This is a genomic window from Thermopolyspora sp. NPDC052614 (assembly GCF_040678635.1).
Lineage (GTDB): Bacteria > Actinomycetota > Actinomycetes > Streptosporangiales > Streptosporangiaceae > Thermopolyspora.
In genome coordinates this window covers 340,050-364,196 of the sequence record NZ_JBFATZ010000008.1, presented here as the reverse complement: position 1 = coordinate 364,196, position 24,147 = coordinate 340,050, and the positions used below count along the sequence as shown (strand labels likewise).

The 24,147-nt window shown below is 70.6% G+C and carries 19 protein-coding genes; 12 read left to right on the top strand and 7 right to left on the bottom strand.

Annotated features, from left to right (window positions below):
* Positions 1-123 precede the first annotated feature (123 nt).
* Complete coding sequence (locus AB0K60_RS20160) at positions 124-513, bottom strand: hypothetical protein (RefSeq protein WP_364056769.1); 390 nt, start codon at positions 511-513, stop codon at positions 124-126.
* Between the two features lie 545 nt (positions 514-1,058).
* On the opposite strand from AB0K60_RS20160, the gene AB0K60_RS20155 reads away from it, so the two are divergent.
* Together AB0K60_RS20155 and AB0K60_RS20150 are read left to right on the top strand one after the other, a co-directional pair.
* Positions 1,059-1,613 (top strand): hypothetical protein, encoded by a 555-nt coding sequence (locus AB0K60_RS20155; RefSeq protein WP_364056766.1) that lies wholly within the window; start codon positions 1,059-1,061, stop codon positions 1,611-1,613.
* Positions 1,614-1,851: 238 nt separating this feature from the next.
* The gene (locus AB0K60_RS20150) at positions 1,852-3,690 is read left to right on the top strand and encodes a long-chain fatty acid--CoA ligase (protein ID WP_364056763.1); all 1,839 of its coding nucleotides are present in this window, start codon (positions 1,852-1,854) and stop codon (positions 3,688-3,690) included.
* A 6-nt stretch (positions 3,691-3,696) separates the two neighbouring features.
* Here the strand turns inward: AB0K60_RS20150 and AB0K60_RS20145 are convergent, their stop codons facing one another.
* Positions 3,697-4,716 carry an AraC family transcriptional regulator ligand-binding domain-containing protein gene (locus tag AB0K60_RS20145; protein WP_364056760.1) on the bottom strand — a complete coding sequence of 340 codons (1,020 nt, stop codon included), beginning with the start codon at positions 4,714-4,716 and terminating at the stop codon, positions 3,697-3,699.
* 132 nt (positions 4,717-4,848) lie between these two features.
* Between AB0K60_RS20145 and AB0K60_RS20140 the strand changes: the two genes are divergently transcribed.
* Together AB0K60_RS20140 and AB0K60_RS20135 are read left to right on the top strand one after the other, a co-directional pair.
* Positions 4,849-6,117: an aspartate aminotransferase family protein gene (locus AB0K60_RS20140; RefSeq protein WP_364056757.1), complete on the top strand. Its 1,269-nt coding sequence runs from the start codon at positions 4,849-4,851 to the stop codon at positions 6,115-6,117.
* Positions 6,118-6,505: 388 nt separating this feature from the next.
* The gene (locus tag AB0K60_RS20135) at positions 6,506-8,275 is read left to right on the top strand and encodes a DUF1996 domain-containing protein (RefSeq protein WP_364056754.1); all 1,770 of its coding nucleotides are present in this window, start codon (positions 6,506-6,508) and stop codon (positions 8,273-8,275) included.
* Between the two features lie 108 nt (positions 8,276-8,383).
* Here the strand turns inward: AB0K60_RS20135 and AB0K60_RS20130 are convergent, their stop codons facing one another.
* The gene (locus tag AB0K60_RS20130) at positions 8,384-8,806 is read right to left on the bottom strand and encodes a hypothetical protein (RefSeq protein WP_364056751.1); all 423 of its coding nucleotides are present in this window, start codon (positions 8,804-8,806) and stop codon (positions 8,384-8,386) included.
* 79 nt (positions 8,807-8,885) lie between these two features.
* Here AB0K60_RS20130 and AB0K60_RS20125 point away from each other — a divergent pair, with 79 nt between their 5' ends.
* Positions 8,886-10,001 carry a lipase family protein gene (locus AB0K60_RS20125; RefSeq protein WP_364056748.1) on the top strand — a complete coding sequence of 372 codons (1,116 nt, stop codon included), beginning with the start codon at positions 8,886-8,888 and terminating at the stop codon, positions 9,999-10,001.
* A gap of 133 nt (positions 10,002-10,134) precedes the next feature.
* On the opposite strand, the gene AB0K60_RS20120 is transcribed toward AB0K60_RS20125, so the two are convergent.
* Positions 10,135-10,992, bottom strand: a complete 858-nt coding sequence (locus tag AB0K60_RS20120) for a helix-turn-helix transcriptional regulator (RefSeq protein WP_364056745.1) — start codon at positions 10,990-10,992, stop codon at positions 10,135-10,137.
* 140 nt (positions 10,993-11,132) lie between these two features.
* Here AB0K60_RS20120 and AB0K60_RS20115 point away from each other — a divergent pair, with 140 nt between their 5' ends.
* Genes AB0K60_RS20115 through AB0K60_RS20095 form a run of 5 tightly spaced genes read left to right on the top strand, consistent with a single transcriptional unit; the run spans position 11,133 to position 15,986 of the window.
* Entirely contained in the window at positions 11,133-11,960 is an 828-nt protein-coding gene (locus AB0K60_RS20115) for a trypsin-like peptidase domain-containing protein (protein WP_364056742.1), read from the top strand.
* A gap of 38 nt (positions 11,961-11,998) precedes the next feature.
* Positions 11,999-12,988 carry a MoxR family ATPase gene (locus AB0K60_RS20110; protein ID WP_364056739.1) on the top strand — a complete coding sequence of 330 codons (990 nt, stop codon included), beginning with the start codon at positions 11,999-12,001 and terminating at the stop codon, positions 12,986-12,988.
* Between the two features lie 3 nt (positions 12,989-12,991).
* The gene (locus tag AB0K60_RS20105) at positions 12,992-13,876 is read left to right on the top strand and encodes a DUF58 domain-containing protein (protein ID WP_364056736.1); all 885 of its coding nucleotides are present in this window, start codon (positions 12,992-12,994) and stop codon (positions 13,874-13,876) included.
* A 19-nt stretch (positions 13,877-13,895) separates the two neighbouring features.
* Positions 13,896-14,849, top strand: coding sequence for a VWA domain-containing protein (locus AB0K60_RS20100; RefSeq protein WP_364056733.1), 954 nt, complete (start codon positions 13,896-13,898; stop codon positions 14,847-14,849).
* On the top strand, positions 14,850-15,986 hold the full coding sequence (locus AB0K60_RS20095) for a VWA domain-containing protein (protein WP_364056730.1): 1,137 nt from the start codon (positions 14,850-14,852) through the stop codon (positions 15,984-15,986). It abuts the gene before it with no gap.
* Positions 15,987-15,989: 3 nt separating this feature from the next.
* Here AB0K60_RS20095 and AB0K60_RS20090 read toward each other — a convergent pair whose 3' ends face one another.
* Complete coding sequence (locus tag AB0K60_RS20090) at positions 15,990-17,519, bottom strand: long-chain-fatty-acid--CoA ligase (protein WP_364056727.1); 1,530 nt, start codon at positions 17,517-17,519, stop codon at positions 15,990-15,992.
* A 168-nt stretch (positions 17,520-17,687) separates the two neighbouring features.
* On the opposite strand from AB0K60_RS20090, the gene AB0K60_RS20085 reads away from it, so the two are divergent.
* Entirely contained in the window at positions 17,688-18,854 is a 1,167-nt protein-coding gene (locus tag AB0K60_RS20085; protein ID WP_364056724.1) for a TetR/AcrR family transcriptional regulator, read from the top strand.
* A 142-nt stretch (positions 18,855-18,996) separates the two neighbouring features.
* Here AB0K60_RS20085 and AB0K60_RS20080 read toward each other — a convergent pair whose 3' ends face one another.
* Together AB0K60_RS20080 and AB0K60_RS20075 are read right to left on the bottom strand one after the other, a co-directional pair.
* The gene (locus tag AB0K60_RS20080) at positions 18,997-20,388 is read right to left on the bottom strand and encodes an MDR family MFS transporter (protein ID WP_364056721.1); all 1,392 of its coding nucleotides are present in this window, start codon (positions 20,386-20,388) and stop codon (positions 18,997-18,999) included.
* Positions 20,389-20,653: 265 nt separating this feature from the next.
* A complete protein-coding gene (locus AB0K60_RS20075) occupies positions 20,654-21,325 on the bottom strand; it encodes a restriction endonuclease (protein ID WP_364056718.1) in 672 nt (223 codons plus the stop codon).
* A 509-nt stretch (positions 21,326-21,834) separates the two neighbouring features.
* Between AB0K60_RS20075 and AB0K60_RS20070 the strand changes: the two genes are divergently transcribed.
* The gene (locus tag AB0K60_RS20070; RefSeq protein ID WP_364056715.1) at positions 21,835-24,129 is read left to right on the top strand and encodes a hypothetical protein; all 2,295 of its coding nucleotides are present in this window, start codon (positions 21,835-21,837) and stop codon (positions 24,127-24,129) included.
* Positions 24,130-24,147 lie beyond the last annotated feature (18 nt).

The following is a 24,147-nucleotide window of genomic DNA, read 5'->3' as shown; positions in this document are numbered from 1 at the left end:
CGCCTGCGGAGGGACCGTAAGACCCGCCGCCTAGCGGAGGGCAGGACCCGGTGAAACAGGAAGCCACAGAAGTGCCGCACACGCGGCACAGGCTGAACCCCGGCCTTCAAGCCGGGGAGCGCGTCAATGCGACTGCTCGGCGGAGATGCGGCCGCGGTCGGGGGTGGCCGTGCGGGCCGTGCTGGCGGGTGGATCGGCCGGTCGGCGCCAGTGCCAGTCAGAGACCGCCTGGTAGGCGGCGACCACCGACAGCAGTCGCTCCTCGCCGTACGGCAGGCCGCCGAGAATTGTGCCGATGGGGCGGCCGTCGGTGGTGAATCCGATTGGGAAGCCGATCTCCGGCAGGCCGATCGCGTCGAATGGCGTCGGCGACGTCTGCACCACCACATCGCACTTGCCGAACGTCTGGAACAGCACCCGTTCCAGCAGAAGCAGCTTGGCGCGCTGCCCGGTGACGTACTCGCCCGGCCGAAGCTCCTGGACCTGAGCCCGAGGAGTAGAGTCCCTACGCACGGCAGGCGATTGAGCCGGTTGTACGGCAAATACGCCGTGAAGTATTCGACCAGGACGTTATGGACGTTAAACATTTGAGATAAGTAGCTCCCCTCTGGATGGTGATGTCCCATTCTTGAGCGGCCCCAACTTGGCTTCAGCAAGGAGTAAAATCCCGCATCTGAAGGGGTACCGGTTCAAGCGCGAAGGGGTGGGGATGACAAGTGTCGATCTTGACCCGGCCAGTCATCCAAAAAAGCCGGTTCGTGACGTTTTGAAGTATCTTGTGGCAGAAGGGTGGACTCTCCGAAAAGGAGGGCACTGGGGAAAGTTGTATGTCCATGTCTCGACGGAGGGTGTACGGCGATCCCCGTCAGTGGCACGCCTCGGGTTCCCGACAGGCATGCACGAGACATCCTGTCCAAGGCGCGACGATGCCCCTTGCCGGAGGGGGATCCTCGTCGCAGCTTGACCGGCCTTAATCGCAATTTGGAAGTAGGAGACTGTTGACGTTTGTCAACAGGTGCCGCAAGCTAGTTGTAGTGTGACAGAGGAGGGGGGTCGAGGTGGAGTACGAGATGACCTTCGTCGTCACCGGCGCTGATGTTGATGACGATCAAGCGGTGGCCGCTCTCATGGAGCATCACGATGCCATGCTTTTCCGAGGAGCCGGCGTTGATTTGCTCTCTATTGTCATCGATGGGAAGAGTGCAGTAGATGCGGCCCGCAATGCGTACATCGCAGCCAAGCTTCACGTTCCCGAGATCGTCTTTGTTCGTCTGGATCGTGACCTGGTTGGAGTGCCGGAAATCGCTGAGCGTACAGGAAGGACTCGTCAGAATATCGCTCAGTTGATCGCGGGAGAGCGGCGCAGTGACGTTCCACGCTTTCCTCCGGCCGAAGGAGTCGTAGGTCGTGCCAGGGTGTGGCTCTGGTCTGAGGTAAGCGCCTGGCTCAAGCATATTGGCATTGACGATGGGCTCGCCCGCCCCGACCGAGATGAAATGAACGAGATCGACTACTGGCTGAGAAAGGGCGATCTTCGAACGTTACGGCTTGTCGAAGGGGATCAACCGGCGCAAGTGAGCACCGTCGGCCACGGCTTCAGTATGGCTTTATGACGGACGCTGCCAATGGGTCACGGCATCGCCTTTCACCATGGGGCACGGGATCCGGCCATTCCGGGGCGTGTCCGCGAGCGACGCGGACGGCACGGACCGGTTGCGCGTGAGGGTCCTGTAATGAGTGCGAAACGGTCCTGTGCGGGCCGGGCGGTCGCCTCGATGATGACGGGTATCCGGGCGGTCGGAAGCTGATCTCGCTGGTTGAGTCAGGGCTGTCCGGAGACGAGGAGGCCGGATGCCCATGCTCACTGGGGACTCACTGCGGTCGGTGCGGACCATCGCCGAACTGTTCCAGCGGACGGCGCGGGAGCATCGTGACCGGGTCGCGTTGCGCGATTCGGTCGGCACGGTGGAGCTGACCTGGGGGCAGTACGCCGAGCGGGTGGAGCGCATCGCCGGGGGGCTGGCCGCGCTGGGCGTGCGGCGCGGGGACACCGTGGCGATCATGCTGACCAACCGGCCCGAGTTTCATCTCGTGGATACGGCGGTGCTGCATTTGGGGGCCACGCCGTTCTCGGTTTACAACGCCAGTCCGGTGGCGCAGATCGCCCATGTGTTCGAGAACGCGGGCAATCGGGTTGTCGTGACCGAGCGGCAGTGGGTGTCGACGATCCGGGACGTGGGCGGGGCGGTGGAGCACATCGTCTGCGTGGACGGCGCGGTGGACGGCGCGGTGGAGGGCGCGCTGTCGTTGGCGGACGTGGAGGCGGAGCGGCCCGACGGGTTCGACTTCGAGGCGGCGTGGCGGGCGGTGCGGCCCGAGGATCTGGTCACGCTCATCTACACGTCGGGGACGACCGGGCCGTCCAAGGGCGTCGAGCTGGAGCACCGGGCGATGGTCGCGTGTCTGCGTAGTGGGCTGGACCTGCCGTTTGTGGCGGCTGGTGCCGAGGTGGGGCGGCTGGTGTCCTACCTGCCTGACGCGCACGTGGCGAATCGGTGGTTCAGCCACTACATGGCGATGGCCGGCGGATCCTCGATCACCACTGTGGCGGATATGAAGACGCTGGCCGGGGTGTTGCCGGACGTGCGGCCGACGATCTTTCTCGGTGTGCCGGCCTTCTGGTACAAGATGCAGGCCGCGATCGGCCAGATGATCGCCGCGCAGAGCGGGCCGGGCCGCGACCAGATCGAGTCGGCGCTCGCCGTCGGCCGGGAGGTCATGGAGCTGCAGACCACCGGACGTCCGGTTCCGGCGGAGCTCGCGGCGCGGTATGACCTCGCCGACCGGACGGTTCTCAAGGGACTGCGGGCGCGGATTGGTCTGGACGAGGCCGCGGCGACCATCACCGGCGCCGCGCCGATCGCCCCCGATGTCGTGCGTTTCTTTTACACCCTGGGGATCCGGCTCTGCGAAGGGTGGGGCATGTCGGAGACGAGCGCCGCCGGGGCGATCAACCTGCCGGAGTCGATCCGGCCGGGGACGGTCGGGACGATCATGCGCGACCTGGAGGTACGGCTCGCCGACGACGGCGAGTTGCTGCTCCGGGGGCCGATGCTGATGCGGGGGTACCGCAGGGAGCCGGGCAAGACCGCCGAGGCGATCGACGCCGAGGGATGGCTGCACACCGGCGACGTCGGCGTCATCGCGCCCGACGGGTTCATCACGATTGTGGACCGCAAGAAGGAGCTGATCATCAACTCCTCGGGCAAGAACATGTCGCCGGCGAACATCGAGAACGCCGTGCTGGTCTCCTGCCCGCTGGCCGCCTCCGTGGTCGCGGTGGGGGACCGGCGGCCGTACGTGGTCGCGCTGATCGCTCTCGACGCCGTCGCCGCGCGGGAGTTCGCCAAGTCGCGGGGGCTGATCGGCGACCAGGCCGCCGACCAGGGCATCGCCGAGCTCGCGGGGCTGCCCGAGGTCCACGAGGCCGTCGAGGCGGGCGTGGCGCGGGCGAACGCGATGTTGTCCCGGGTGGAGCAGATCAAGTACTTCCGCATCCTGCCCGTCACGTGGGCACCGGGCGGGGATGAGCTCACGCCGACGAACAAGCTGCGGCGGCAGGCGATCGCGACCAAGTACGCGGACGAGATTGAGGCTCTCTACCTGCACAAGGTCGCCCCGGCGGGGTGATGTCGTTTATTCGGCGGCAGGCGGCCCCCCGTTCGCCAGCCGGTACGCGCCTGGGGAAAGCCCGGTCCAGCGGCGGAAGGCGCGGCGGAAAGCGCTGGCCTCGGAGAAGCCGAGGCGCCTGGCCAAGTCGGTGATGGACTCCTCGCCGCGGGACAGGCTCGCCACGGCCGCGTCCCGTAGAAGGTCCTCCTTGATCTGGCCGATCGAGGTCTGTTCGGCCCGCAGCATCCTGCGTAGGTGCTGGGTGCTCACGCCGAGCCGTGCGGCGATGTCGTCGGGCGTCGGCCAGGATCCTCGCAGGCCGCGTCGCAGGATGCTGCGTACCTGGTCCGCCGTGGACGAGCCGTAGTCGCGGGTGGCCAGCCAGACGTTCGGCGCGTCCCTGAGGAAACGGGCGAGATCGTCTTCGTCGCGGATCAGGGGCGCGCCCAGCAGTCGGCGGTCGAAGACCAGGACGAGCCGCTCGGCCTCGAACACCGGGTGAAGTCCGAAGACGATCTCGTAGTCCGCGGCGTACGGCGGCGCCGGCCAGGGCAGCCGCAGCTCGCACAGCCTGACGCGCCGTCCGATGAGCCACCCCAGCATGCGGTGGATCAGCGTGGCGATGATCTCCGCGGCCAGGTGATCGGGATCGTCCAGCGGGTCGATGTCGATGTCGACCTCGACGAGCGTCTCGCCGACCGTCACGCGCAGCCGCGGCATGCCGGGGACGACCCCGCCGGCGTCGGCCAGCCGCCGCAGCGCCGCGTGGAGGTCGGGCACGTGGATCAGCGAGCGCATCACGAGCTTCATGGTGCCCAGCGGGGCGGGCGGGCCCAGCCCGAACAGCTCGTCCCCGGTCAGGGTCCACAGCTCCTGGGTGAGCTTCGCCACCTGGCCGATCGTCACGCCGGTGCCGCGCGGCAGGCCCGAGGCGTCGGTGGGGATGCCCGTCCGGCGCAGTATGGCGGTCACGTCGAGGCCGCGCCGCTCCGCGACCCGCACCAGCCGCCGGGCCACGTTACCCGGCAGACCCGCCCTACGCACGGGCTCACGATAACCCGCTCGCGTCAGGGGGCGGAGTGGCCCGGGGCTTTCGGGGGGCGCTCGGTTGCGCTGCCAGCGACACAAGGGAAAGGCAGGGCGTTACCCGTGGAAAATGGTGGCTTTTGGGAGGCAGTGGATCGCCATCTCGTTCGGTACGGCGCGGCCTTCACGCCGCGGATCATCGAGCGGGCCGAAGGGTCCTACGTGTACGACGATCAGGGCAACGCGATCCTCGACTTCACCTCGGGGCAGATGAGCGCGGTGCTCGGGCACGCCCATCCCGACATCGTCGCGGCGGTCACCCGGGCGGTGTCGAACCTCGACCACCTGTTCAGCGGGATGCTCAGCCGTCCCGTGGTGGAGTTCGCCGAGCGGCTGACGGGCACGCTGCCGCCCACGCTGTCGAAGGTGTTCCTGCTCACCACCGGCGCGGAGTCGAACGAGGCCGCGATCAAGATGGCGAAGCTGTACACCGGCGGGTACGAGATCGTGTCCTTCGACCGGTCGTGGCACGGCATGACCTCGGGAGCCGCCGCCGCGACGTACTCGGCGGGGCGGCGCGGCTACGGTCCGCCGATACCGGGGAACATGACGTTGCCGACGCCCAACGCCTACCGCTCGCCGTTCCGGCGCGCGGACGGCTCCTACGACTGGGAGGCGGAGCTCGACTACGGGTTCGAGCTGATCGACCGGCAGTCGGCGGGCGCTCTCGCGGCGGTGCTGGTCGAGCCGATCCTGTCCTCCGGCGGCATCATCGACCCGCCCGCCGGGTACCTCGCCGCCCTGAAGCGCAAATGCGAGGAGCGCGGCATGCTGCTCATCGCCGACGAGGCGCAGACCGGCATCGGCCGTACCGGGGCAATGTACGCCTTCGAGCGTGACGGCATCGTGCCGGACATCCTCACCCTGTCCAAGACGCTCGGGGCGGGGCTGCCCGTGGCGGCCGTGGTCACGAGCGAGGAGATCGAGGAGGTCTGCCACTCGCGGGGCTTCCTCTTCTTCACCACGCATGTGTCCGATCCGCTCGCCGCGCTCGTCGGCTCGACGGTGCTGCAGGTGGTCGAGCGGGACGGGCTCGTCAAGCGCGCCGCCGTACTCGGGGCTCGGCTGCGGGAGCGGCTGCTTGAGCTGCAGCGGCGGTACGAGGTCGTCGGCGACGTGCGCGGCAGGGGGCTGCTGCAGGGCATCGAGCTGGTGAGCGATCGGGAGACGAAGCAGCCCGCCGAGAAGCTCGGGCAGGCCGTCACCGCGGCGTGTTTGCGGCGCGGCCTGCATATGAACATCGTGCAGCTTCCCGGTATGGGTGGGATCTTCCGCATCGCGCCTCCGCTGACGCTCGGCGACGACGAACTGGACCGGGGGATGGACATCCTCGACGAGGCGCTCGCCGAGTCGCTGTGAAAGTCAGGTCCCGCCCGATATCACGGGCCGGGTATGGCAACTTTTAACAACTTTCAGAAAGTCTGAGGCGACCCCCTCTCCTCGTGCGTATCCCCGGTCAGCACAGTCGCAAGCTGACCGGTCACGCCACCGTCCGCCCCGGATCAAGCCGCCTGAAGGGGTGTCGGGCCCACTTCAGCATCCAGGGCGTGGACCGGTAGACGAGGAGATTCTCTTGAAGAGGCACCACAGACGGTCCCACCTGAGCTTGAGAACGGCTGCGGCCATGACGGCCCTGTTCGTCACGAGTACCGGCCTGGGCGCGCTGACGCCGGCACAGGCCGCGACCGGTCCCGGTAGGGGCGCTCAAACCATCGTGTGTCCGTCGGTAGGGAACAGGTTGGGAGAGGTGCCCGCCGCGGCTCAGGCGGAGGTGACGAGGAACCTCGCGCAGTTGGAGAACCAGGTCGCCGAGGCGAATCGGCGGCTGGCGAACTCGGCTGGGCAGGGCGGTCCCAACTTCGTGCAGAACGCCATCCTCGGGCCGCTGCGTGACAAGCGCGCCGCCGCCATACAGCGGATCGTCATCGCCATCGGCCGCGCCGGAGGCGCTCAGCCGCAAGGACTGGACGGGCTGGCCACCTGCAATCTCGTCGGCGGCAACGGCCAGGGCCAGGGGAACGGCCAAGGCCAGGGCAATGGTCAGGGCCAGGGCAACGGCAACGGCCAAGGCCAGGGCAACGGCCAGGGCGACGGGCAAAACCAGGGGAACGGCCAGGACCAAGGCAACGGTCAGGGCAACGGCAACGGCCAGGGCCAGGGCAACGGACAGGGACAGGGCCAGGGTCAGGGCAATGGTCAGGGCCAGGGGAACGGCCAGACCATCGTGTGCCCGCCGGTGGCCGACCAGCTCGGGCAGGTCCCGGCCAGGGCGCAGAACGAGGTGAACCGCAACCTCGCCCTGCTTGACCAGCAGGTCGCCGAGGCGAACCGGCGTCTGGCGAACTCGGCTGGGCAGGGTGGCCCCAACTTCGTGCAGAACGCCATCCTGGGGCCGCTGCGGGCCAAGCGCATCGCCACCCTTGGCCGGATCTCCATCGCCATCGCCCGCGCCGGAGGCGCTCGGCCGCAGGGCCTGAACCAGCTCGCCACCTGCGAGCTGGGCAACGGCAACGGCCAGGGCAACAACAACGGCAACAACGGGAACAACAACGGAAACGGCCAGGGCAACAACAACAACGGCCAGGGCAACGGCAACAACAACGGGAACAACGGCAACAACAACGGCGCCGGCCAGGCGACCGGCCCGGTGCCCGAGGACTTCGTCGACATCCGCAGCGTACGCCCGAACCTGGTGCGCCCGCGTCTCCAGCAGAACGCCTCCAGGGGCACCTTCACCTCTCGCTGCGGCCGCAACGAGAACCGCCACTTCAACTCCGACAACGTCATCGTCGCCCCGGGCGTGAGCAACGGCGCCCACCACGTGCACGACTACGTCGGCAACCTCGACACCAGCGGCCAGTCGACCAACGAGAGCCTGGACGCGGCCGGCACCACCTGCACCAACGGCGACAAGTCCGCGTACTTCTGGCCGGTCCTGCGCGTGATCGGCACGCGGGAGTCCGACGCGAACCAGCCGGGCGGCGGTCTCGACGGCAACGTCGGCAGGATCCTCCGGCCGACCTCGGTCACGCTGACCTTCCGCGGTAACGCGACCTCCAAGGTGGTGGATGCGCCGAAGTTCCTGCGCATCATCACCGGCGACGCGAAGTCGTTCACGAACGGCACCGCGAACGCCAACGCCTCGTGGACCTGCACCGGCTTCGAGAACCGGCGGCTTGAAGACAAGTACCCCCTCTGCCCGCGCGGCAGCCAGGTGGTCCGCATCTTCGAGTTCCAGAGCTGCTGGGACGGCGTCAACACCGACAGCGCCAACCACCGCACCCACGTGACGTTCACCCAGGCCGACGGGAGCTGCCCGCAGGGCTTCAAGGCGATCCCGGCGCTTGAGCAGCGCATCACCTACTCGGTGCCGTCCGGCCCGTCCTTCGCCGTGGACAGCTTCCCGGAGCAGTTGCACAAGCCGGTCACCGACCACTCCGACTTCATCAACGTGATGCCGGAGCAGCTGATGCGCCAGGCCGTTAACTGCATCAACACCGGCAGGCGCTGCGGCTGACAAAGCCAACCCCCTCCGCCCCCAACCTGACGGGCGCGGCCTCTCGTGACGGGGCCGCGCCCGTCAGCATGTCCGCCCCCCGAGCCGGAAACGTGCCCGGCGGCGGGCTCAGGCGCGGGTGGCGGTGTCGTCGGCGGGCGCGGGCCGGCGGCTGCGGGTGGCGTGGAGGGAGGCCAGGAGCTGGAGGCGCTCGGCGTCCGGCGTACCGGGCTCGGCCGTGTAGACGAGCAGGAACGGGCCGGGGTTGCCGGGCAGCGGATAGGTGTCCCAGTCGAGGGTGATGTCGCCGACGCGCGGGTGCCGGAACGGCTTCCTCCCGTGGACGGTCTCCTTCACGTCGTGTCGGGCCCACAGCCGCCGAAACTCCGCGCTGTGGATGCTGAGCTCGCCGATGATCGTGGTGGCGCGGGGGTGGGTGGGGTCGGTGGCGACGGCCGCGCGGAGCATGCTCGCGCTGACCGGCACGGTCGCGGCGCCCGCCGCGATGGCCACCGCCACCGCTTCCCCCACCGCCCCCACCAGTTCGCCCACCGCTTCTCCCACCGTTTCCCCCTCTCCGTCGTCCGGCACGGCCGTCGTCCCCCAACCGGACGATGATCCCTTCTACGCCGTGCCGGCCGGGCTGGGCTCGGTGCGCGACGGCACGGTGCTGCGGTCGCGGAGCCTGTCGGCCGACGCCCTCGCGGTGCCGGCTCCGGCTCGGGTCTGGCAACTGCTGTACAAGACCCGCGACAACGCGGGGCGGCCCACGGCGACGGTCGGCACCCTGCTCGTGCCCACCGCCCCGTGGACCGGCAAGGGCCCCCGGCCCCTGCTGTCGTACCAAACCCCAGAGGACGGCCTGGCCACCTTCTGCGCGCCGTCCTATCTGCTCCGGGCGGGCTCGGTGCCCGTCGGCCCGACCGCGATCGCCTTCGACCGGCAGCAGGTCGCGGACGCGGTACGGCGCGGCTGGTCGGTGATGGTGCCCGACTACGAGGGGCCGAAATCGGAGTTCATGGGCGGCGACGCGGCCGCGCACGGAATCCTCGACGGCATCCGCGCGGCCCGGTCCTTCAAACCGGCGGGCGTGGCCCGCAACGCCCCCGTCGGCCTGTGGGGCTACTCCGGAGGCGGCTTCGCCACCGCCGCGGCCGCCCAGCGGCACGCCAGGTTCGCCCCGGAACTGAAGATCAGCGGCATCGCCATCGGCGGCGTCATCGCCGACCTGAACGCCGCCCTGGCCGCCATCAGCGGCCAGCAGATCTCCGGCTGGCTGCCGTTCGGGTTCGCCACCTTCCGCCACACCTTCCCGAAGGCCAACACCGACCGGTACATCAACGAGCAGGCGCGGGCCTACGCCGACCGGGCCGAGCACGGCTGCTCCGGCGCGGCCGTCGCCGCCGGGCCCTACAACGCGACGCTGGAGCAGTTCGAGGCGTGGCCGGGCTCGCTGCGGACCGGCCGCTTCCGCGCCTTCGCGTACGGCATCAGCCCGATCGGCTTCGGCGGCACGCCGATCGCGCCCGTGTACATGTACCACGGCACGGCCGACGAGCTCCTGCCGGTCGAGGCCGCTCGCCGGCTGGCGGCGAAGTACCGCGCCAAGGGCGCCGACATCGCGCTGGTCGAACACGAGGGCAAGACCCACTCGGCCGAGCAGTCGTACGGAGTCTCGGGAACCGTCGAGTTCCTCACCGAACGCTTCTCGGCGCCGGGGCGGAGTGGCAAGCACGGCCGGGCGTGACCAGGGGCCACGCCAAAGGGGCCAAAGGGAAGGTCATCATCCGGCCCTGAGCACAGGGGCAGGGATGCTTCAGCGGTGGTGACCACCCGGCCGCCGGAGCCCTTCCTCGCGACGCAGCGCCGCGAGGAAGGGCTCAGCGCGTCGGACTCGGGTCCGCGGTGATGTCCTGGCTGCCGAGGACGTTGAGCAGGGCGAGTTTCTCGGCCGAGTCGCTGCCGACCGGCGGGGTGAACCAGAGCAGGCGCTGGGTGCCGTCCTCGCTCAGCAGGCTGAGGCAGTCAAGCTCGATGACGCCCAGTTCCGGATGCATGAGGCGCTTGCGGTCCTTGCGTCGTACGGCCACCTCCTGATGCGCCCATAGGTCGGCGAACTCGGCGCTGGACGACAGCAGCGTGTCGATGAGGGTGGTTACCTCCTCGTCGCCGCCCCGGCGTCCCGATACGGCGCGCAGGTCGGCGACGAAGACGCGGGACTGGTGGTCGTGCTCGTCCGGGTGGTAGCGCGAGCGGGCCTCCGGGTCGGTGAACCACCGGTAGACGAAGCTGGCCTCGTGGCCCTTCGCCGTGCCGATCGGTCCGAGGAGCGCGGTGGCCAGGCGGTTCTGGACGAGCGTGGCGTGCAGGTCGGTGATCACGGCCGCCGGCGTCGTGGGCAGCCGTCCCAGCAGGTCCAGCATGCCCGGATGCACGTGCGCCGACAGGCCGTGCGGCGGCGGGACCGGGCGGCCCGCCAGGAGGAACAGATGCGACCGCTCGTCCGCGGTCAGCCGGAGCGCGCGGGCGAGCGCCGCCACCATCTGCTCCGACGGCTGCGCGCCCCGCCCCTGCTCAAGCTGGTTGTAGTAGTCGGTCGAGGCCCCGGCCAGCATCGCCACCTCGTCCCGGCGCAGCCCGGGCACCCGGCGTCGCGTCCCCGCCGGCAGTCCCACCTCGCCGGGCTGGATGCGGTCCCGCCGCGACCTCAGGAACTCGCCGAACTCACGCAGATCCATGGGCGCCATTGTCCGTCGCCGCCGCGAGCGGAGACAGGCGACGTCATCCCCACCATGCGCGATCCCCATTTTGTGAGATCCCCACCGTGCGCGATTCCGGGGCGCTCGGCCGGTTCTCAGCAGTTTCTCAGGCGTTTTTTATGGCACTTTTCGCCAAGGTTTATGACTATGGGGCGATGGAGCACGTGCCGCGGGAGGCCGGTGCGGCCGAAGCTCAGGGGGCCGTGGCCTGGAGGTCTCGGTGGGTTCTCGCCGGGGGCGTCGCCCTCGTCGTCGTGGCGGTGCTGGCGTACCTGATGGGCGGTGGCGGGAGCGGTGGCCAGGCCGCCGCGCCCACCGTGAGCCCGACGCCGACGCCCAGCGCCACGAAGCTCACCACGACCGAGGTCTATCAGAAGGTCGGGCCGTCGGTGGTGACCGTCCAGGCCGGGCGGTCGCTCGGCACCGGGGTGATCGCGTCCGAGGACGGGACGGTCATCACGGCGCACCACGTCATCAAGGGCGCCAAGGAGATCAACCTGACGTTCGCCGACGGAACCAAGGCGAAGGCCGCCGTGGCGTCGGCGAATCCCAAGCTCGACGTCGCGATGCTCAAACCCGCGAAGCTGCCGGAGATCGTCGTCCCCGCGACGCTCGGCGGCGGCGCGGAGGTGGGCGCCCCCGTGGTGGCCATCGGCAACCCGCTGGGCCTCACGCACAGCGTCTCCACCGGCGTGGTGTCGGGGCTCAACCGGAAGGCCGTGGACGGCGGGCCGAGCGGGCTCATCCAGTTCGACGCCGCCGCCAACCCGGGGAGCTCCGGCGGTCCCCTCCTCGACGCCGACGGCCTGGTCATCGGGATCGTCGTCTCCATAGCGGACCCGGGAGGCGACGACGCGTTCGCCGGGATCGCGTTCGCGGTGCCGATCGGCGCGGCCCTGGGCGGCGGCGACGGTGAGGGCCCGCCGGGCGGCGGCCCGCAGATCTGAACCAAGAGCCACGAGCAAGAGCCATGAGAAGGAACACGATGACCCCGATCTCGTCCCCCGCGTCGGCTCACCCGCTCGAACAGGTGCTGTTCGAGGTGAAACGCGTGATCGTCGGGCAGGACCTGCTGCTGGAGCGCATGGCCGTCGCGCTGATCGCCGACGGGCACCTGCTCGTCGAGGGCGTGCCCGGCCTGGCCAAGACGCTCGCGGTGCGGTCGCTGGCCGCCGCGATCGACGGGAGCTTCCAGCGGGTCCAGTTCACCCCCGACCTGGTGCCGGCCGACCTCGTCGGCACGCGCGTCTACCACCAGCACTCCGGGGAGTTCAAGACCGAGCTCGGCCCGGTGTTCGCGAACCTGCTGCTCGCCGACGAGATCAACCGTGCCCCCGCGAAGGTGCAGAGCGCCCTGCTGGAGGTGATGCAGGAGCATCAGGTGACGATCGGCCGCGAGACCTTCCGGGTGCCCGAGCCGTTCCTGGTCATGGCGACGGAGAACCCGATCGAGTCGGAGGGCACCTACCCGCTGCCCGAGGCGCAGGTGGACCGCTTCATGATGAAGGTGCTGGTCGACTATCCGACGCAGCCCGAGGAGCAGGCGATCGTCGCCCGGGCGCTGCGCCCGCCGGAGCCGCCGCAGCCGATGCTGACGACCGACGACCTGATCGCGATGCGGGCCCGCGCCCAGCAGGTGTACGTCGATCCGGCGATCGTCGACTACGCGGTACGGCTCGTCACCGCGACGCGTTCCCCCGCGATGGCCGGGCTCGGCGAGCTCGAACGGTACGTCACCTACGGCGCGAGCCCGCGGGCGTCCATCGCGCTCGTCACGGGCGCGCGGGCGCTGGCGTTCCTGCGCGGACGCGAGTACGTGCTGCCGCACGACCTGGCCGAGCTCGCGCTCGACGTGCTGCGCCACCGCGTCGTGCTGTCGTACGAGGCCCTCGCGGACGACGTGGACGCCGACGCGATCATCAACCGGGTGCTCGGGGCGGTCCGGGCGCCCGAAGTCGTCCTGCAGAGCCGCTGAGCCATGGCCACCGCCACCGAGAGGCTCCTGCTCCGCCTGGAGTGGAAGGTCGTCCGCAGGCTCGACGGCCGGTTGCAGGGTGCGCACCGCACCGTGCACCGCGGCGCCGGGATCGACTTCACCGGGTTGCGCGCGTACGTGGACGGCGACGACGCCCGGCACATCGACTGGAATGTGACCGCCCGGCTGGACGAGCCGTACCTGCGGATGTTCACCGAGGACCGCGAGCTGACGGTGTGGCTCGTGCTCGACCGGTCGGCGTCGATGGCGGCCGGAAGGCCGGGGCGGGGCAAACGCGACGTGCTCGCCGAGCTCACCCTCGTCCTCGCCCGGCTGTTCGGGCGGGGCGGCAACCGCGTCGGCGCGGTGCTGTTCGACACCGGGATGCTGCGCGTCGTGCCGCCCGGCACCTCGCGGCGGCACGTGCTGCGGATCGGCGCCGAGCTGGAGCGCACGTTCGAGGCGCGCGGCGGTGCGACCACCGACCTGGCGGAGATGCTGGACGCGGCCGGGCGGCTCGCGCGCCGCCGCGCGCTCATCGTCGTGCTGTCGGACTTCATCGGCGAGGGCGACTGGGAGCGCTCGATGCGGCGCCTGGCCCGGCGGCACGAGGTGGTCGCCCTGCGGATCGTGGACACGGCCGACGACGTGCTGCCCGAGGCCGGGCTGATCGTCGTCGAGGACGCCGAGACCGGCGAGCAGCTCGTCGTCGATTCCGCCGACCCGCTGCTGCGGGTCCGCTTCCGCGCCGCGGTCGACGAGCGCGAGGCCCGGCTCGCGGCGGGCATGCGCCGGGCCGGGGTGCCCGTCCACCGTGTCGACACCGACCGCGACCTGGCCGAGACGCTCGTCGAGGTCGTCGCCCGGACCGGGGACAGGCCGGCATGACCGGGCGCAAGGAGGTCGTATGACCCTGTCCTCCCCGCTGCTGCTCGTCGTCGGACTGCTCGTGACGGCCGCGCTCGCCTGGGCGGCGGTCGTCTCGGGGCGGCGCCGGAGGGCCGCGCTCGCCGCGGCCGGAGTCGCGGCGCCGGGCGGGCGGCGGGCGCGGCTCGGCGTGGGCCTGACGCTCAGCGGCGTGGCCGTGCTCGCGGTCGCCACCGCCGGGCCGACGGCCATGGTGCCGGTGCCGCGGACCGCCGGGACCGTCATCCTCGCCGTCGACGTCTCCAACAGCATGGGCGCGCAGGACGTCGCGCCCAACCGGCTGGCGGCGGCGCAGCGGGCGGCCCGCGCGTTCGTGGCGGCGCAGCCGGACAGCGTCGACATCGGGGTCGTGGCGTTCGAGCGGGGCGCGCTCACCACCGCGCGGCCCGACGCCGACCACTCGGTCGCGCTCGCGGCCATCAACCGGTTGAAGCTCAGCGGCGGCACGTCGCTGGGGGCGGCGATCATGGCCTCGCTGACGGCGATCACCGGCAGACAGGTGGCGCTCGGCCGGGAGGACGCGCCGCCGCCCGACATCGGCTACTGGCCGTCGGCGACGATCGTGATCCTCTCCGACGGCCAGAACCAGGGGCCGGACGTGGAGCGGGCCGCGATGGTGGCCCAGCGGGCGGGGATCCAGATCCACACCGTGGGGGTCGGGACCGTGGCCGGGGCGACGGTGAAGGTCGATGGCTTCCATCTGCGGACCGCGCTCGACGAGGAGACCCTCACGCTGATCGCGAAGACCACCGGCGGGACGTACCAGCCCGCCTCCGACGCCGCGCGGCTCGATGGGATCGCCGACACGATCGACCTGCGGCTCACCGTGTCCGACGAGCCGCTGCCCCTCGCCGGCGGGCTGATCGGGCTTGCCCTCGCGCTGCTCACCGTGGGGGCGGCGCTCACCGTGCTGCGGTCCGGACGGGTGATTTAGATGTCGTTGTCATGGCCTTGGGCGCTGCTGTCGATTCTGGTCATACCGCTGATCTTCATCATCCGCGCGTGGGCGCTGCGCCGCCGGCGGCGGGCCGCGGTGCGGGTCACCTCGATCGCGCTGGTGCGGGCCGCGCTGCCGGGCCGTACGCGGTGGACGAGGAGGATCCCGGTGGCGCTGTTCGTCGCCGGGCTCGTGCTGCTCTCGATCGGGGCCGCGCGACCGCAGGCGTCGGTGCCGGTGCCGCAGACGTCGGCGACGATCGTGCTCGCGCTCGACACCTCCGGGTCCATGTGCGCCACGGATGTGGACCCCAACCGCCTCACGGCGGCGAAGAAGGCCGCGGTGGAGTTCATCGAGTCGCAGCGGGGCGGGCCGCGCATCGGGCTGGTCACCTTCGCGGGCACCTCGGGCCTGCTCGTCCCGCCCACCGACGACACCGACGCGCTGATCGAGGCGCTGGAGGTGCTCACCGTGGGCCGCGGCACCGCGATCGGGCAGGCCATGCTCACCTCGATCGACGCGATCGCGGAGGTGGATCCGTCGGTGCCCCCCACCGGGGCGAATCCCGGCGGAGGCGGAGCGGGCGGCACCGGCGGCACCGGCGGCTCGGGTGGCAGCGGCGGCACCGGCGGCACTGGAGGCTCGGGCGGCGAGGGCGACTACGCCGCGGCCGCGATCGTCGTGCTCACCGACGGCGCCAACACCCAGGGGGTCGAGCCGCAGACCGCCGCCGAGGAGGCGGCGCTGCGCCGCGTCCGCGTCTTCACCATCGGCTTCGGCACCACGACCCCGGCCCCGATGGTGTGTGACAGCTCCCAGTTCGACAACTACGGCGGATTCGGCGGCGGTGGCGGATTCGGCGGGGGAGGCGGGTTCGGCGGGCGGGGGCGCAACATCCGCGACATCGACGAGCCCACGCTCAAGCGGATCGCCCAGACCACCGGCGGCTCCTACCACCGCGCCGAGAACGCCGACGAGCTCCAGGACGCCCTCGCGTCCCTCCCCGGCAGCTTCACCGTCGTCTACCAGAAGGTCGACACGGCCGCCGCCTTCGCCGCCGCGGGCGGCGTCCTCGTCGCGACGGCCATGTCCCTGTCCCTGTGGTGGAACCGGCCGCGGGTCCCGGCCCGCTGACCGTCAGCCCGCCCGGTACCGCTCGCGCAGCTCGCGCTTGAGGATCTTGCCGGCGGCGGAGATGGGCAGCGCGTCGGTGAAGGAGACGCTGCGCGGGATCTTGTAGTTGGCGATGTGCGGGCGGCAGAAGTCGCGCAGCTCCTCGGCCGTCGCGCTCGCGCCGGGGGCGAGGACGACCACGGCGTGCACGCGCTCGCCCCAGTCCTTGTCCGGTACGCCGATCACGGCGCACTGGGCGACGGCGGGGTGGTTGGTGAGGACGTTCTCGACCTCGATCGAGTAGACGTTCTCCCCGCCGGTGATGATCATGTCCTTGATCCGGTCGGCGACGAACACGTAGCCGTTCTCGTCCATGTATCCGCCGTCGCCGGTGTGCATCCAGCCGTCGCGGAGCGCGGCGGCGGTCTCCTCGGGCTTGTTCCAGTAGCCCAGCATGACGTGGTCGCCGCTGACGGCGATCTCGCCGACGGTGCCGAGGGGCACCTCGGCGCCGGACGGGTTGACGATGCGGACCTCGGCGTGCGCGACGGCGCGGCCCGCGGAGCGCGACCGGACCGGGTCGTCGTGGTCGGTGGGGCTCAGCAGCGTGGCGACCGGGGACAACTCGGTCATCCCGTACGCCTGGGTGAAGGCGGCGTTGGGCAGCCTCTCCCGCGCCTGCCGCAGCGTCTCCTCGGAGATCGGGGAGGCGCCGTACAGCACGCCGTGCAGGCTGGACAGGTCGGCGTCGGCCGCTTCGGGCGAGTTCACCAGCAGGTGGATCATGGTCGGCACCAGGAGGGCGTCGGTGACCCGGTGCCGGGCGATCGCCTCCGCGACCCCGGCCGGGGTGAAGGAGGGCACGATGACGTGCGTGGACGCGGCCAGCAGGCCCATCGCCCAGGCCGCGATGTCGGCGAGGTGGAACATCGGCGCCGCGTGCAGCAGCCGGCCGCCCTTCGAGACCACCGGGAGGGTCGCCAGGGTGCCCATCGCGGAGGTGACCATGTTGCGGTGGCTGAGCATCACGCCCTTGGGCCGGCCCGTCGTGCCGCCGGTGTAGAAGATGCCGTAGAGGTCGTCGTCGTGGCGGCGGGCGTCCTCCACCGGCTCGTGCGCGGCGATCAGCTCCTCGTAGTTCAGCGTGTCGTCGGGCTGCGGGCCGTCGCCGCAGAAGATCACCGTCTTGAGGTCGGGGACCTCCTTGCGCAGCGCGGGCAGCAGGCCGGCGAGCGCGTCGTCCACCAGCAGGACGTCGGTGCGGCAGTCGACGAGCGAGTAGGCCACCTCGGAGGCGCTCCACCGGATGTTCACCGTGTTCGTCACCGCGCCCGCCCACGGGACGGCGAGCAGGAACTCGTGGTAGCGGTCGCTGTTGAGGGCCATGATGCCGACCCGGTCGCCGGGCCGTACGCCGAGGGACCGCAGGGCGTGCGCGAACCGTGCCACGCGGTCGACGCACTCGGCGACGGTGCGGGTTCGGTCGCCGAACACGGTGAGCACGCGCTGAGCGTCCTGCTGGATCGCGCGGTGCAGGAACTGGGTCAGGTACATGGGACACCTCGCGATTCGCGTTGTGAATACACATACGTGTGAGGGTGCTCACATCTTCGGTCTATGCTTCTGTTACGTCAATGGGTACGGAGAGCCAAGTGAAAAGTCATTCGTACGACGGAGGTGCGCGGTGAGGCGAGTCGCACGGCCGGCCGAGGCGGGCGGGCGATGACCGTCGCCGATCGGCCGGCGCGCGGCACCCGGCCGGCCAACCGGCGTGAGCTGATCCTGGCCGCCGCCACCCGGCTGTTCGGGTCGCGCGGCTACGAACGGGTCGGCATCAGCGACGTCGCCGAGGCGGTCGCCGTCGTGCCGTCCGCCCTGTACCGGCACTTCGCGGGCAAGGACGAGCTGCTCGCCGCCGTCATCGGCGACATCGCCGACCGGTTCGCCGCCGAGATCGACGCGCAGACCGACCCCGCCCGGACGCTGGCCGCCGCGGCCACCTTCACGCTGGACCACCGCCCCATCGGCGTGCTGTGGGAGCGCGAGGCGCGATGCCTCCCGGCCGGGACGCAGGACGCCGTCCGCGCCCGGATGCGCCACGCCCGACGGCGGTTCATCCTCGCCGTCCAGGCGGCCCGGCCGCAGATCCCCGAGCACCAGACGGGCCTGGTCGCCGCCGCGGTCCTCGCCGTGCTGCTCGGCCCGTCGTTCCACGCCATCGACCTGCCCCGCCCCGGCTACGACGCGCTGCTCACCGAACTGGCGAACCGCGCGCTCACCACCGAGCTGCCGGACCCGCCGCCCGCCGGGCCCGCCGCGCCGTCCGGGGGCCTGCAGCGGACGACCAAGCGCGAACGCCTCCTCGGCGCGGCCGTCCGGCTCTTCGCCGAGCGCACCTACACCCGCGTCAGCATGGAGGACGTCGCCGAGTCGGTGGGCATGAGCGCGTCCAGCGTCTACAACCACTTCCCCAACAAGGCCGCGATGCTGGTCACCGCCCTGGAGCGGGCGAACGGATACCTCCAGGTCATGCTGGACGACACCCTCGCGAGGGCGCAGGACCCGATCGGCGCGCTGCACGAGATGCTGGCGTGTTACGGCCGGTTCGCCCTCGCGCACCCACACCTGCTCGACCTGCTCATCACCGAGACGCACAACATCCCCCGGGAGCAGGCGGCCCCGCTGCTGCAGGCGCAGCGCGAGTACATCGACGAATGGGTCCACCTGCTGCGGCGGATCCACACCGATCTCGACGCCACCCGCGCCCGGGTCGTGGTCCACGCCGCCCTCACGGTCATCAACGACCTGGCCCGCAGCCCCGGCATCCGCTCCCGACCCGGCATCGACGCCGTGCTGACCGCGGTCTGCCGCCGGGTCCTCGCGATCTGACCCACGGGCCGGACGCCCCCGGACTCCTCCCGGGCCTCCGATTCGGTCGCGTACGCGTCCTCACGATTCGACCCGGGGCGCACACCCCGGGTCGAAGCAGCACCGGCGCGTCAGGAGGACCGCCTCCTCCCGCCGCCGGGCCTCAGTGACCGAATCCCGCGTGCTCGCCCACGTTGTCCGCCCGGTTCGGCAGGAGCAGGGCGGTGATGATCACCGCCACCGACAGAACGGCGCCGATGACGAAGGCGAGCCGCATGCCGTCGAGGAGCGCGAGCGACTCCGTGACGCCCTGGGCCCGTACGGTCTCGGCCCGCGCCCCCATCACGGTGATCACCAGCGCGGTGCCGAAGGCCGCGGCGACCTGCTGCAACGTGCTCAGGATCGAGCTGGCGTGCGAGTACAGCGAGGACGGGACGGCGCCGAGCCCGAGGGTGAAGACCGGCGTGAAGGTCGCGGCCAGGCTCACCATGAGCAGCGCGTGCAGGCCGAGCAGCTGCCAGTACGGCATGGCGAGCGTCACCTGGGTGAACCCCGCGAGCGACAGCGTGATCCCGACGGCGCCGGGCACGACGAGCACCCGCCCGCCGTACCGGTCGAACAGGCGGCCGACGGCCGGGCCGAGCAGCCCCATCGCCAGCCCGCCCGGCATCACCAGCAGACCGGTGTCCAGCGGACTGAGGCCGCGAAGGTTCTGCAGGTACAGCGGCAGCAGGATCATCGAGCCGAGCATCGCCATGAAGGCCACCGACATCAGGATCAACGCGACGGTGAAGGTGCGGTGGCGCAGCGTCCGCAGGTCCAGCAGCGGCGTGCCGCGCCGCTGCAGCACGATCTGACGGACGACGAACACGGCGATCAGGGCCAGCCCTGCCCCCACGATCGCCCCGGCGACGCGGATGTCGCCGCCCTGGAACCGGCTGAGCCCGTAGACCAGGCCGCCGAACCCGGCGGCGGCGGTGACCACGCTCGGCCAGTCGATGGTGGAGAACTCCGGCTCGCCGACGTTCTTGAGCTGCCGCAGACCGCCCCACGTGATCAGGGCCGCGATGGGCAGCACCACGGCGAACAGCAGTCGCCAGGACCCGAGCTGCAGGATCAGCCCGGAGACCGTCGGCCCCATGGCAGGGGCGACCGAGATGGCCAGCGTGACGTTCCCCATCACCCGGCCGCGCTCCGACACGGGCACGACCCGCATCAGCGTGGTCATCAGCAGCGGCATCATCACGGCTGTCCCGGCCGCCTGGATGATCCGGGCGGCGAGCAGCACCTCGAACACCGGCGCGAGCCCCGCCAGCGCCGTACCGAGCAGGAACAGGCCCATGGCGGTGGTGTACGCGGCGCGGGTGGTGACCCGCTGCAGGAACCACCCGGTGATGGGGATCACCGCGGCCATGGTCAGCATGAAGGCGGTGGACAGCCACTGCGCGGTCTGCTCGGTGATGTTCAGCGCGGTCATCAGCCGAGGGATCGCGTTGATCATGATCGTCTCATTGAGGATGACCACGAACGTGGCGAGCACCAGCAACGGGATCACAGCGGGAGTACGGCGTGCGCCGCCGCCCGTCAATGTGGCAGGCGTTTCGAGCTGTAGGCCGGACACGGCACCTCTATCGAAATCGTCGGTCAGAAGGAGGCCGGAGCGGCCCTGCGGGTCTGTCATCTCTTCGGCGGTCATCGTCATGCACATACTGACCGCGGCCACCGACAGAACTCATCGCACTCGCTCCACATTGCGGCAAACGCGGCGAGATGTCACCTGAATTTCGCCGCTGGTGGACGAGTTCGTTCGAGGGCACGCCTCACGCGCGGCGTCTCGTCCACGGCCGCCGGGTGAGGCCCGGCCGGGGCCTCGGGGCGAGCGTCATGGCGCCCGCCAGCCAGTCGCCCAGCAACGCCCGGTCGATCAGGATCAGGCCCGTGCCCTCGGCGTACTGCCGGGCGGGCGCCGTGATGCTCGCGGTGGTGACCAGGACGCCTCGGTGCCCGGGGTGGGCGTGCAGGGCGCCGAGGAGATCGCGGATCACCGGCGAGCCGACCGAGCTGCGCCAGCGTTTGCACTGGATGGCGAAGGGCTCGCCGGTGGGCGCACGCCCCATGACGTCGATGCCGCCGTCGCCGCTGCCGCCGAGCCTGCGGACGTCCCGGAACCCCTCGCGCAGCAGCAGCCTCTCGACGAGGACCTCGAAGTCGTCGGGGGACAGGCGGTCCGCGCGTTCGAGACGGGCGTTGTCCTCCAGCCACTTCTCCTGCCTCGCGCGGATCACCCGGGCGCGGAGCACGACGGCGCAGACCAGGCCCACGACGACAAGAAGCGTGATCGAGAGGAGGACCGGCCAGTTGGCCACGACGACGTTGAGGAGCCACTTGGCGATCAGGGCGACGGCCGCGATCGCGAACAGCCATAGCACCCATTCCGCGCCGCCCTTTCGGGCGCGCGATCGCCGTTTGACCGGTTTCCGTCGTCGTGCCACTGCGAGCCTCCGGAATGCAGGGGGAACGGAACCCAGTGTGAACAAGCGGACCGACAATTTCCGCTGAGTGTGCGGCCCGGTCGGCGAACGCGGGGCGCTACGGCGAAGAGGCGGCAGCCGATGCCGCGGGCTTTCTCTGTTGGCGCGAATATCGGATGTCCATTCAGGGTGATTAGGGCGAGTCGCCATTGCGCATCCGTCCTGCCGGGGGCGGTTCCGCCCTGCTCGGGGCGGTCGGCGGCCAGGTGGCGCGGGGCGACGGAAAACCGGCGGGGCCGAATCCGATGGGGGTGGGCGAGGGGCGGGCTTGGGCAGAGGCCGGGAGGCGGATTCGGCGGCGCCGGGGACGCCTATGAGTTCCCCGGACGCGCGGGCTCTGGAGGAGTTCCTCGTAAGATCACTTCTTATAGTAGGGTTTCTTTCGCTTTTTCCTGCGAAGGCAGACAACTACCTGACTGGTGTTGTTTGTCGCTCCGCTTCGCCTTATCGGCGCTTTCCAGGGATGTTCCGTGCGACGCTACCGTTTTGGCAGGATCGCCGCGTTTCTCGCGGTCGGCTACGTGGCCGTGGTCGTTGTGGCGGGCGTCATCGCCCTGATCACCGGCGACCCCGGACTGCTGCGACAGCTCGTCGTGGGGGACGGATGGCAGCACTTGATCCCCTTCGCCTGGTGGGTGGAGATCCTCGTGATCGCGTGCGGGGTCCTGCAGGCGTGGGTCTACTGGCAGGTGCTTCGCGGCCGATTGACCGGCGAGCCGGCCGGCGGGGGAAGGTCGGTCGGGCTGCTGCGGGCGGCCTTGTACCTCAGCGTCGCCTGCGCCCTGCTATTCATCCTTCCGCTCCCGTACCAGTGGTGGCTGGGCCTGCCCGGCGACCTGATCCAGTTCGCCATCGTCTGCCTGTTCTTCATGGTCCTGCGGGGAGCGCTACCGCGATGGCTGCGGCTCCTCGGGCTCGTGGCCGGACTGCTGGACGCCGCTCTCCAGACGTTTGCCACGGTCGCCTTCGGTGTGGATCTCTTCCCGCTGGCGGGGTTCCTGCAGTTCGTGGGGGAACTGCCGGTGGGCGACGCGCTTCACCTGATGTGGCTGATACCGGTCCTGGTCGGACAGGCCAGGGATCCCCGGTGGAGCCGGGCCACCGTGCGGATGGGGGCGATCGCGGCGGCGCTGTCGTTCCTGTCGCCCGGCTCGTTCGGGTCCTTCTCGTTCGGTGGCGTCGTGGACTACGTCCTGGTGCTGTTCATGCTCACCGGTGTCCTGCACGTCATCGGCCTGGCATGGGCGGCGCGCTCCGCGCACGAGCTGGGCGGCCCGCCCGCCGTACCGTCCGCGGAGACCTCGCCCCGCGCCGCCGCACGGGCGCCACGACGGCCCTGTGCCCTCGCCGCCCTGGCCGTGGTGCCGCCGCTGATCCCCGCGGCCGTCAACCTCGCGCACGGAACGCCGCTGTGGATCGGGCCCAGAAGCGTGTTCGAGCGCTACTTCCAGGAGTACACCGCCATTCCGGCGACGCTGCTGTGGATCGCCGTGGACGCGCTGGTCGGGGTCGGCGCCCCGGCCGTGCTGGTGGGGATCGCGGTCGTGCGCAGGACCAAGGGGCTGCTGCGGGGCACCATGGCGGTTCTGCTCGCCGCCGCCGTGGCAGGGGTCGTCACCGTGCTCACCACGGAGTCCGGGCCGGACATTTGGGGCATCCCCGAGTACGCCGAGGAGCGGCTGCGGTACTACCCGGCGGGACTGCTTCCCCGGGGGCAGGACGGCGGGCCGGAGTTCGGCATCTCGCCGTTGTGGTACAGCGTCGCGCTCGCCGTCTCGGCCCTGCTGCTGTTCCTGCTGTACACCGAGCCGCCCGCCGTCCGCCGTCCGTACCACATGCTGGCCGCGGGGCTGGTCTTGTCCTTGGCGCTGCTCTTCCTGCCCGCCGCCGCACAGGTGCGCGGCCCCTTCACCACGGCCAAGGACTGCTCTCCACGCGAATACTCGATAAAGGAGGACGAACCGCTGACGGGGACGCGCGCCTTCGTCTGCGCCGTGCGCACCAACGACGCGCTCGAATTCGCCGACGCCATCCCGGACCTGGCGCTGGTCGAGTACGGACGTCGCCTGTGCGACGTTTACACCCGCAACGATCCGCGCGAACTGGACCGGGTGCGCTCGGTGCACGGAGTGGACGTCGCCAGGATGGCCTACGTGCTGGCCGACATCTGCCCGGCCGCCGACGCCAAGATCAAGGCCCAACAGGCCGCGCAGGACCGCGAATTCGAGGAGTTCCAAGCGGAGGAACAGCGCAAATGTGACGCCACGCCCCGCCACCGTCCGCTCATCAGACCCGTCAAAGCGGTGCGGCTGAAAGAACCGGAATGGCCCGAGGTGGGCCTGGAACTCTACGAGGGCGAGGGAGACCCCACCGGCGACGGCGTGTACGAGAAGAGCGGCGACAACGGCCTGGTCGGCGCGGGCCCCGGCCATCTGTTCGTACAGACGCACTCCGACTACCACATGTGCGTCACCCTGGAGACCTACGCGCGTCGTCCGCCGGTGGAGACCAAGGGCTGGGAGCACGTCGTCGAGGTCGGTTACGACAGCCCCACCGGCCGGATGGTTCTCATGGACGGCCTGAGCGGCACCACACTGCCCGATATATCGCTCAACGGCCGCAAAGGCCACTACCGCATCCGCGTGCACTTCGCCTGGTTCCCCTGGAAGGGGGAGAAGTACGGCACCCAGCGGCTGCTGATCATGGCCTACCCGGGACCCGGCGACAAGGTCATCACCTATCGGAAGCCCGCGAAACGTCGGTGACGAGGGGCGCGGCGGCGC

Excerpts from the sequence above, each read along its gene's own strand:
- AB0K60_RS20115 (WP_364056742.1), top strand. The coding sequence starts at position 11,133 with ATGGCACTTTTCGCCAAGGTTTATGACTATGGGGCGATGGAGCACGTG.
- AB0K60_RS20090 (WP_364056727.1), bottom strand. The coding sequence starts at position 17,519 with ATGTACCTGACCCAGTTCCTGCACCGCGCGATCCAGCAGGACGCTCAG.
- AB0K60_RS20120 (WP_364056745.1), bottom strand. The coding sequence starts at position 10,992 with ATGGATCTGCGTGAGTTCGGCGAGTTCCTGAGGTCGCGGCGGGACCGC.
- AB0K60_RS20105 (WP_364056736.1), top strand. The coding sequence starts at position 12,992 with ATGGCCACCGCCACCGAGAGGCTCCTGCTCCGCCTGGAGTGGAAGGTC.
- AB0K60_RS20110 (WP_364056739.1), top strand. The coding sequence starts at position 11,999 with ATGACCCCGATCTCGTCCCCCGCGTCGGCTCACCCGCTCGAACAGGTG.
- AB0K60_RS20085 (WP_364056724.1), top strand. The coding sequence starts at position 17,688 with ATGACCGTCGCCGATCGGCCGGCGCGCGGCACCCGGCCGGCCAACCGG.
- AB0K60_RS20095 (WP_364056730.1), top strand. The coding sequence starts at position 14,850 with ATGTCGTTGTCATGGCCTTGGGCGCTGCTGTCGATTCTGGTCATACCG.
- AB0K60_RS20150 (WP_364056763.1), top strand. The coding sequence starts at position 1,852 with ATGCCCATGCTCACTGGGGACTCACTGCGGTCGGTGCGGACCATCGCC.
- AB0K60_RS20100 (WP_364056733.1), top strand. The coding sequence starts at position 13,896 with ATGACCCTGTCCTCCCCGCTGCTGCTCGTCGTCGGACTGCTCGTGACG.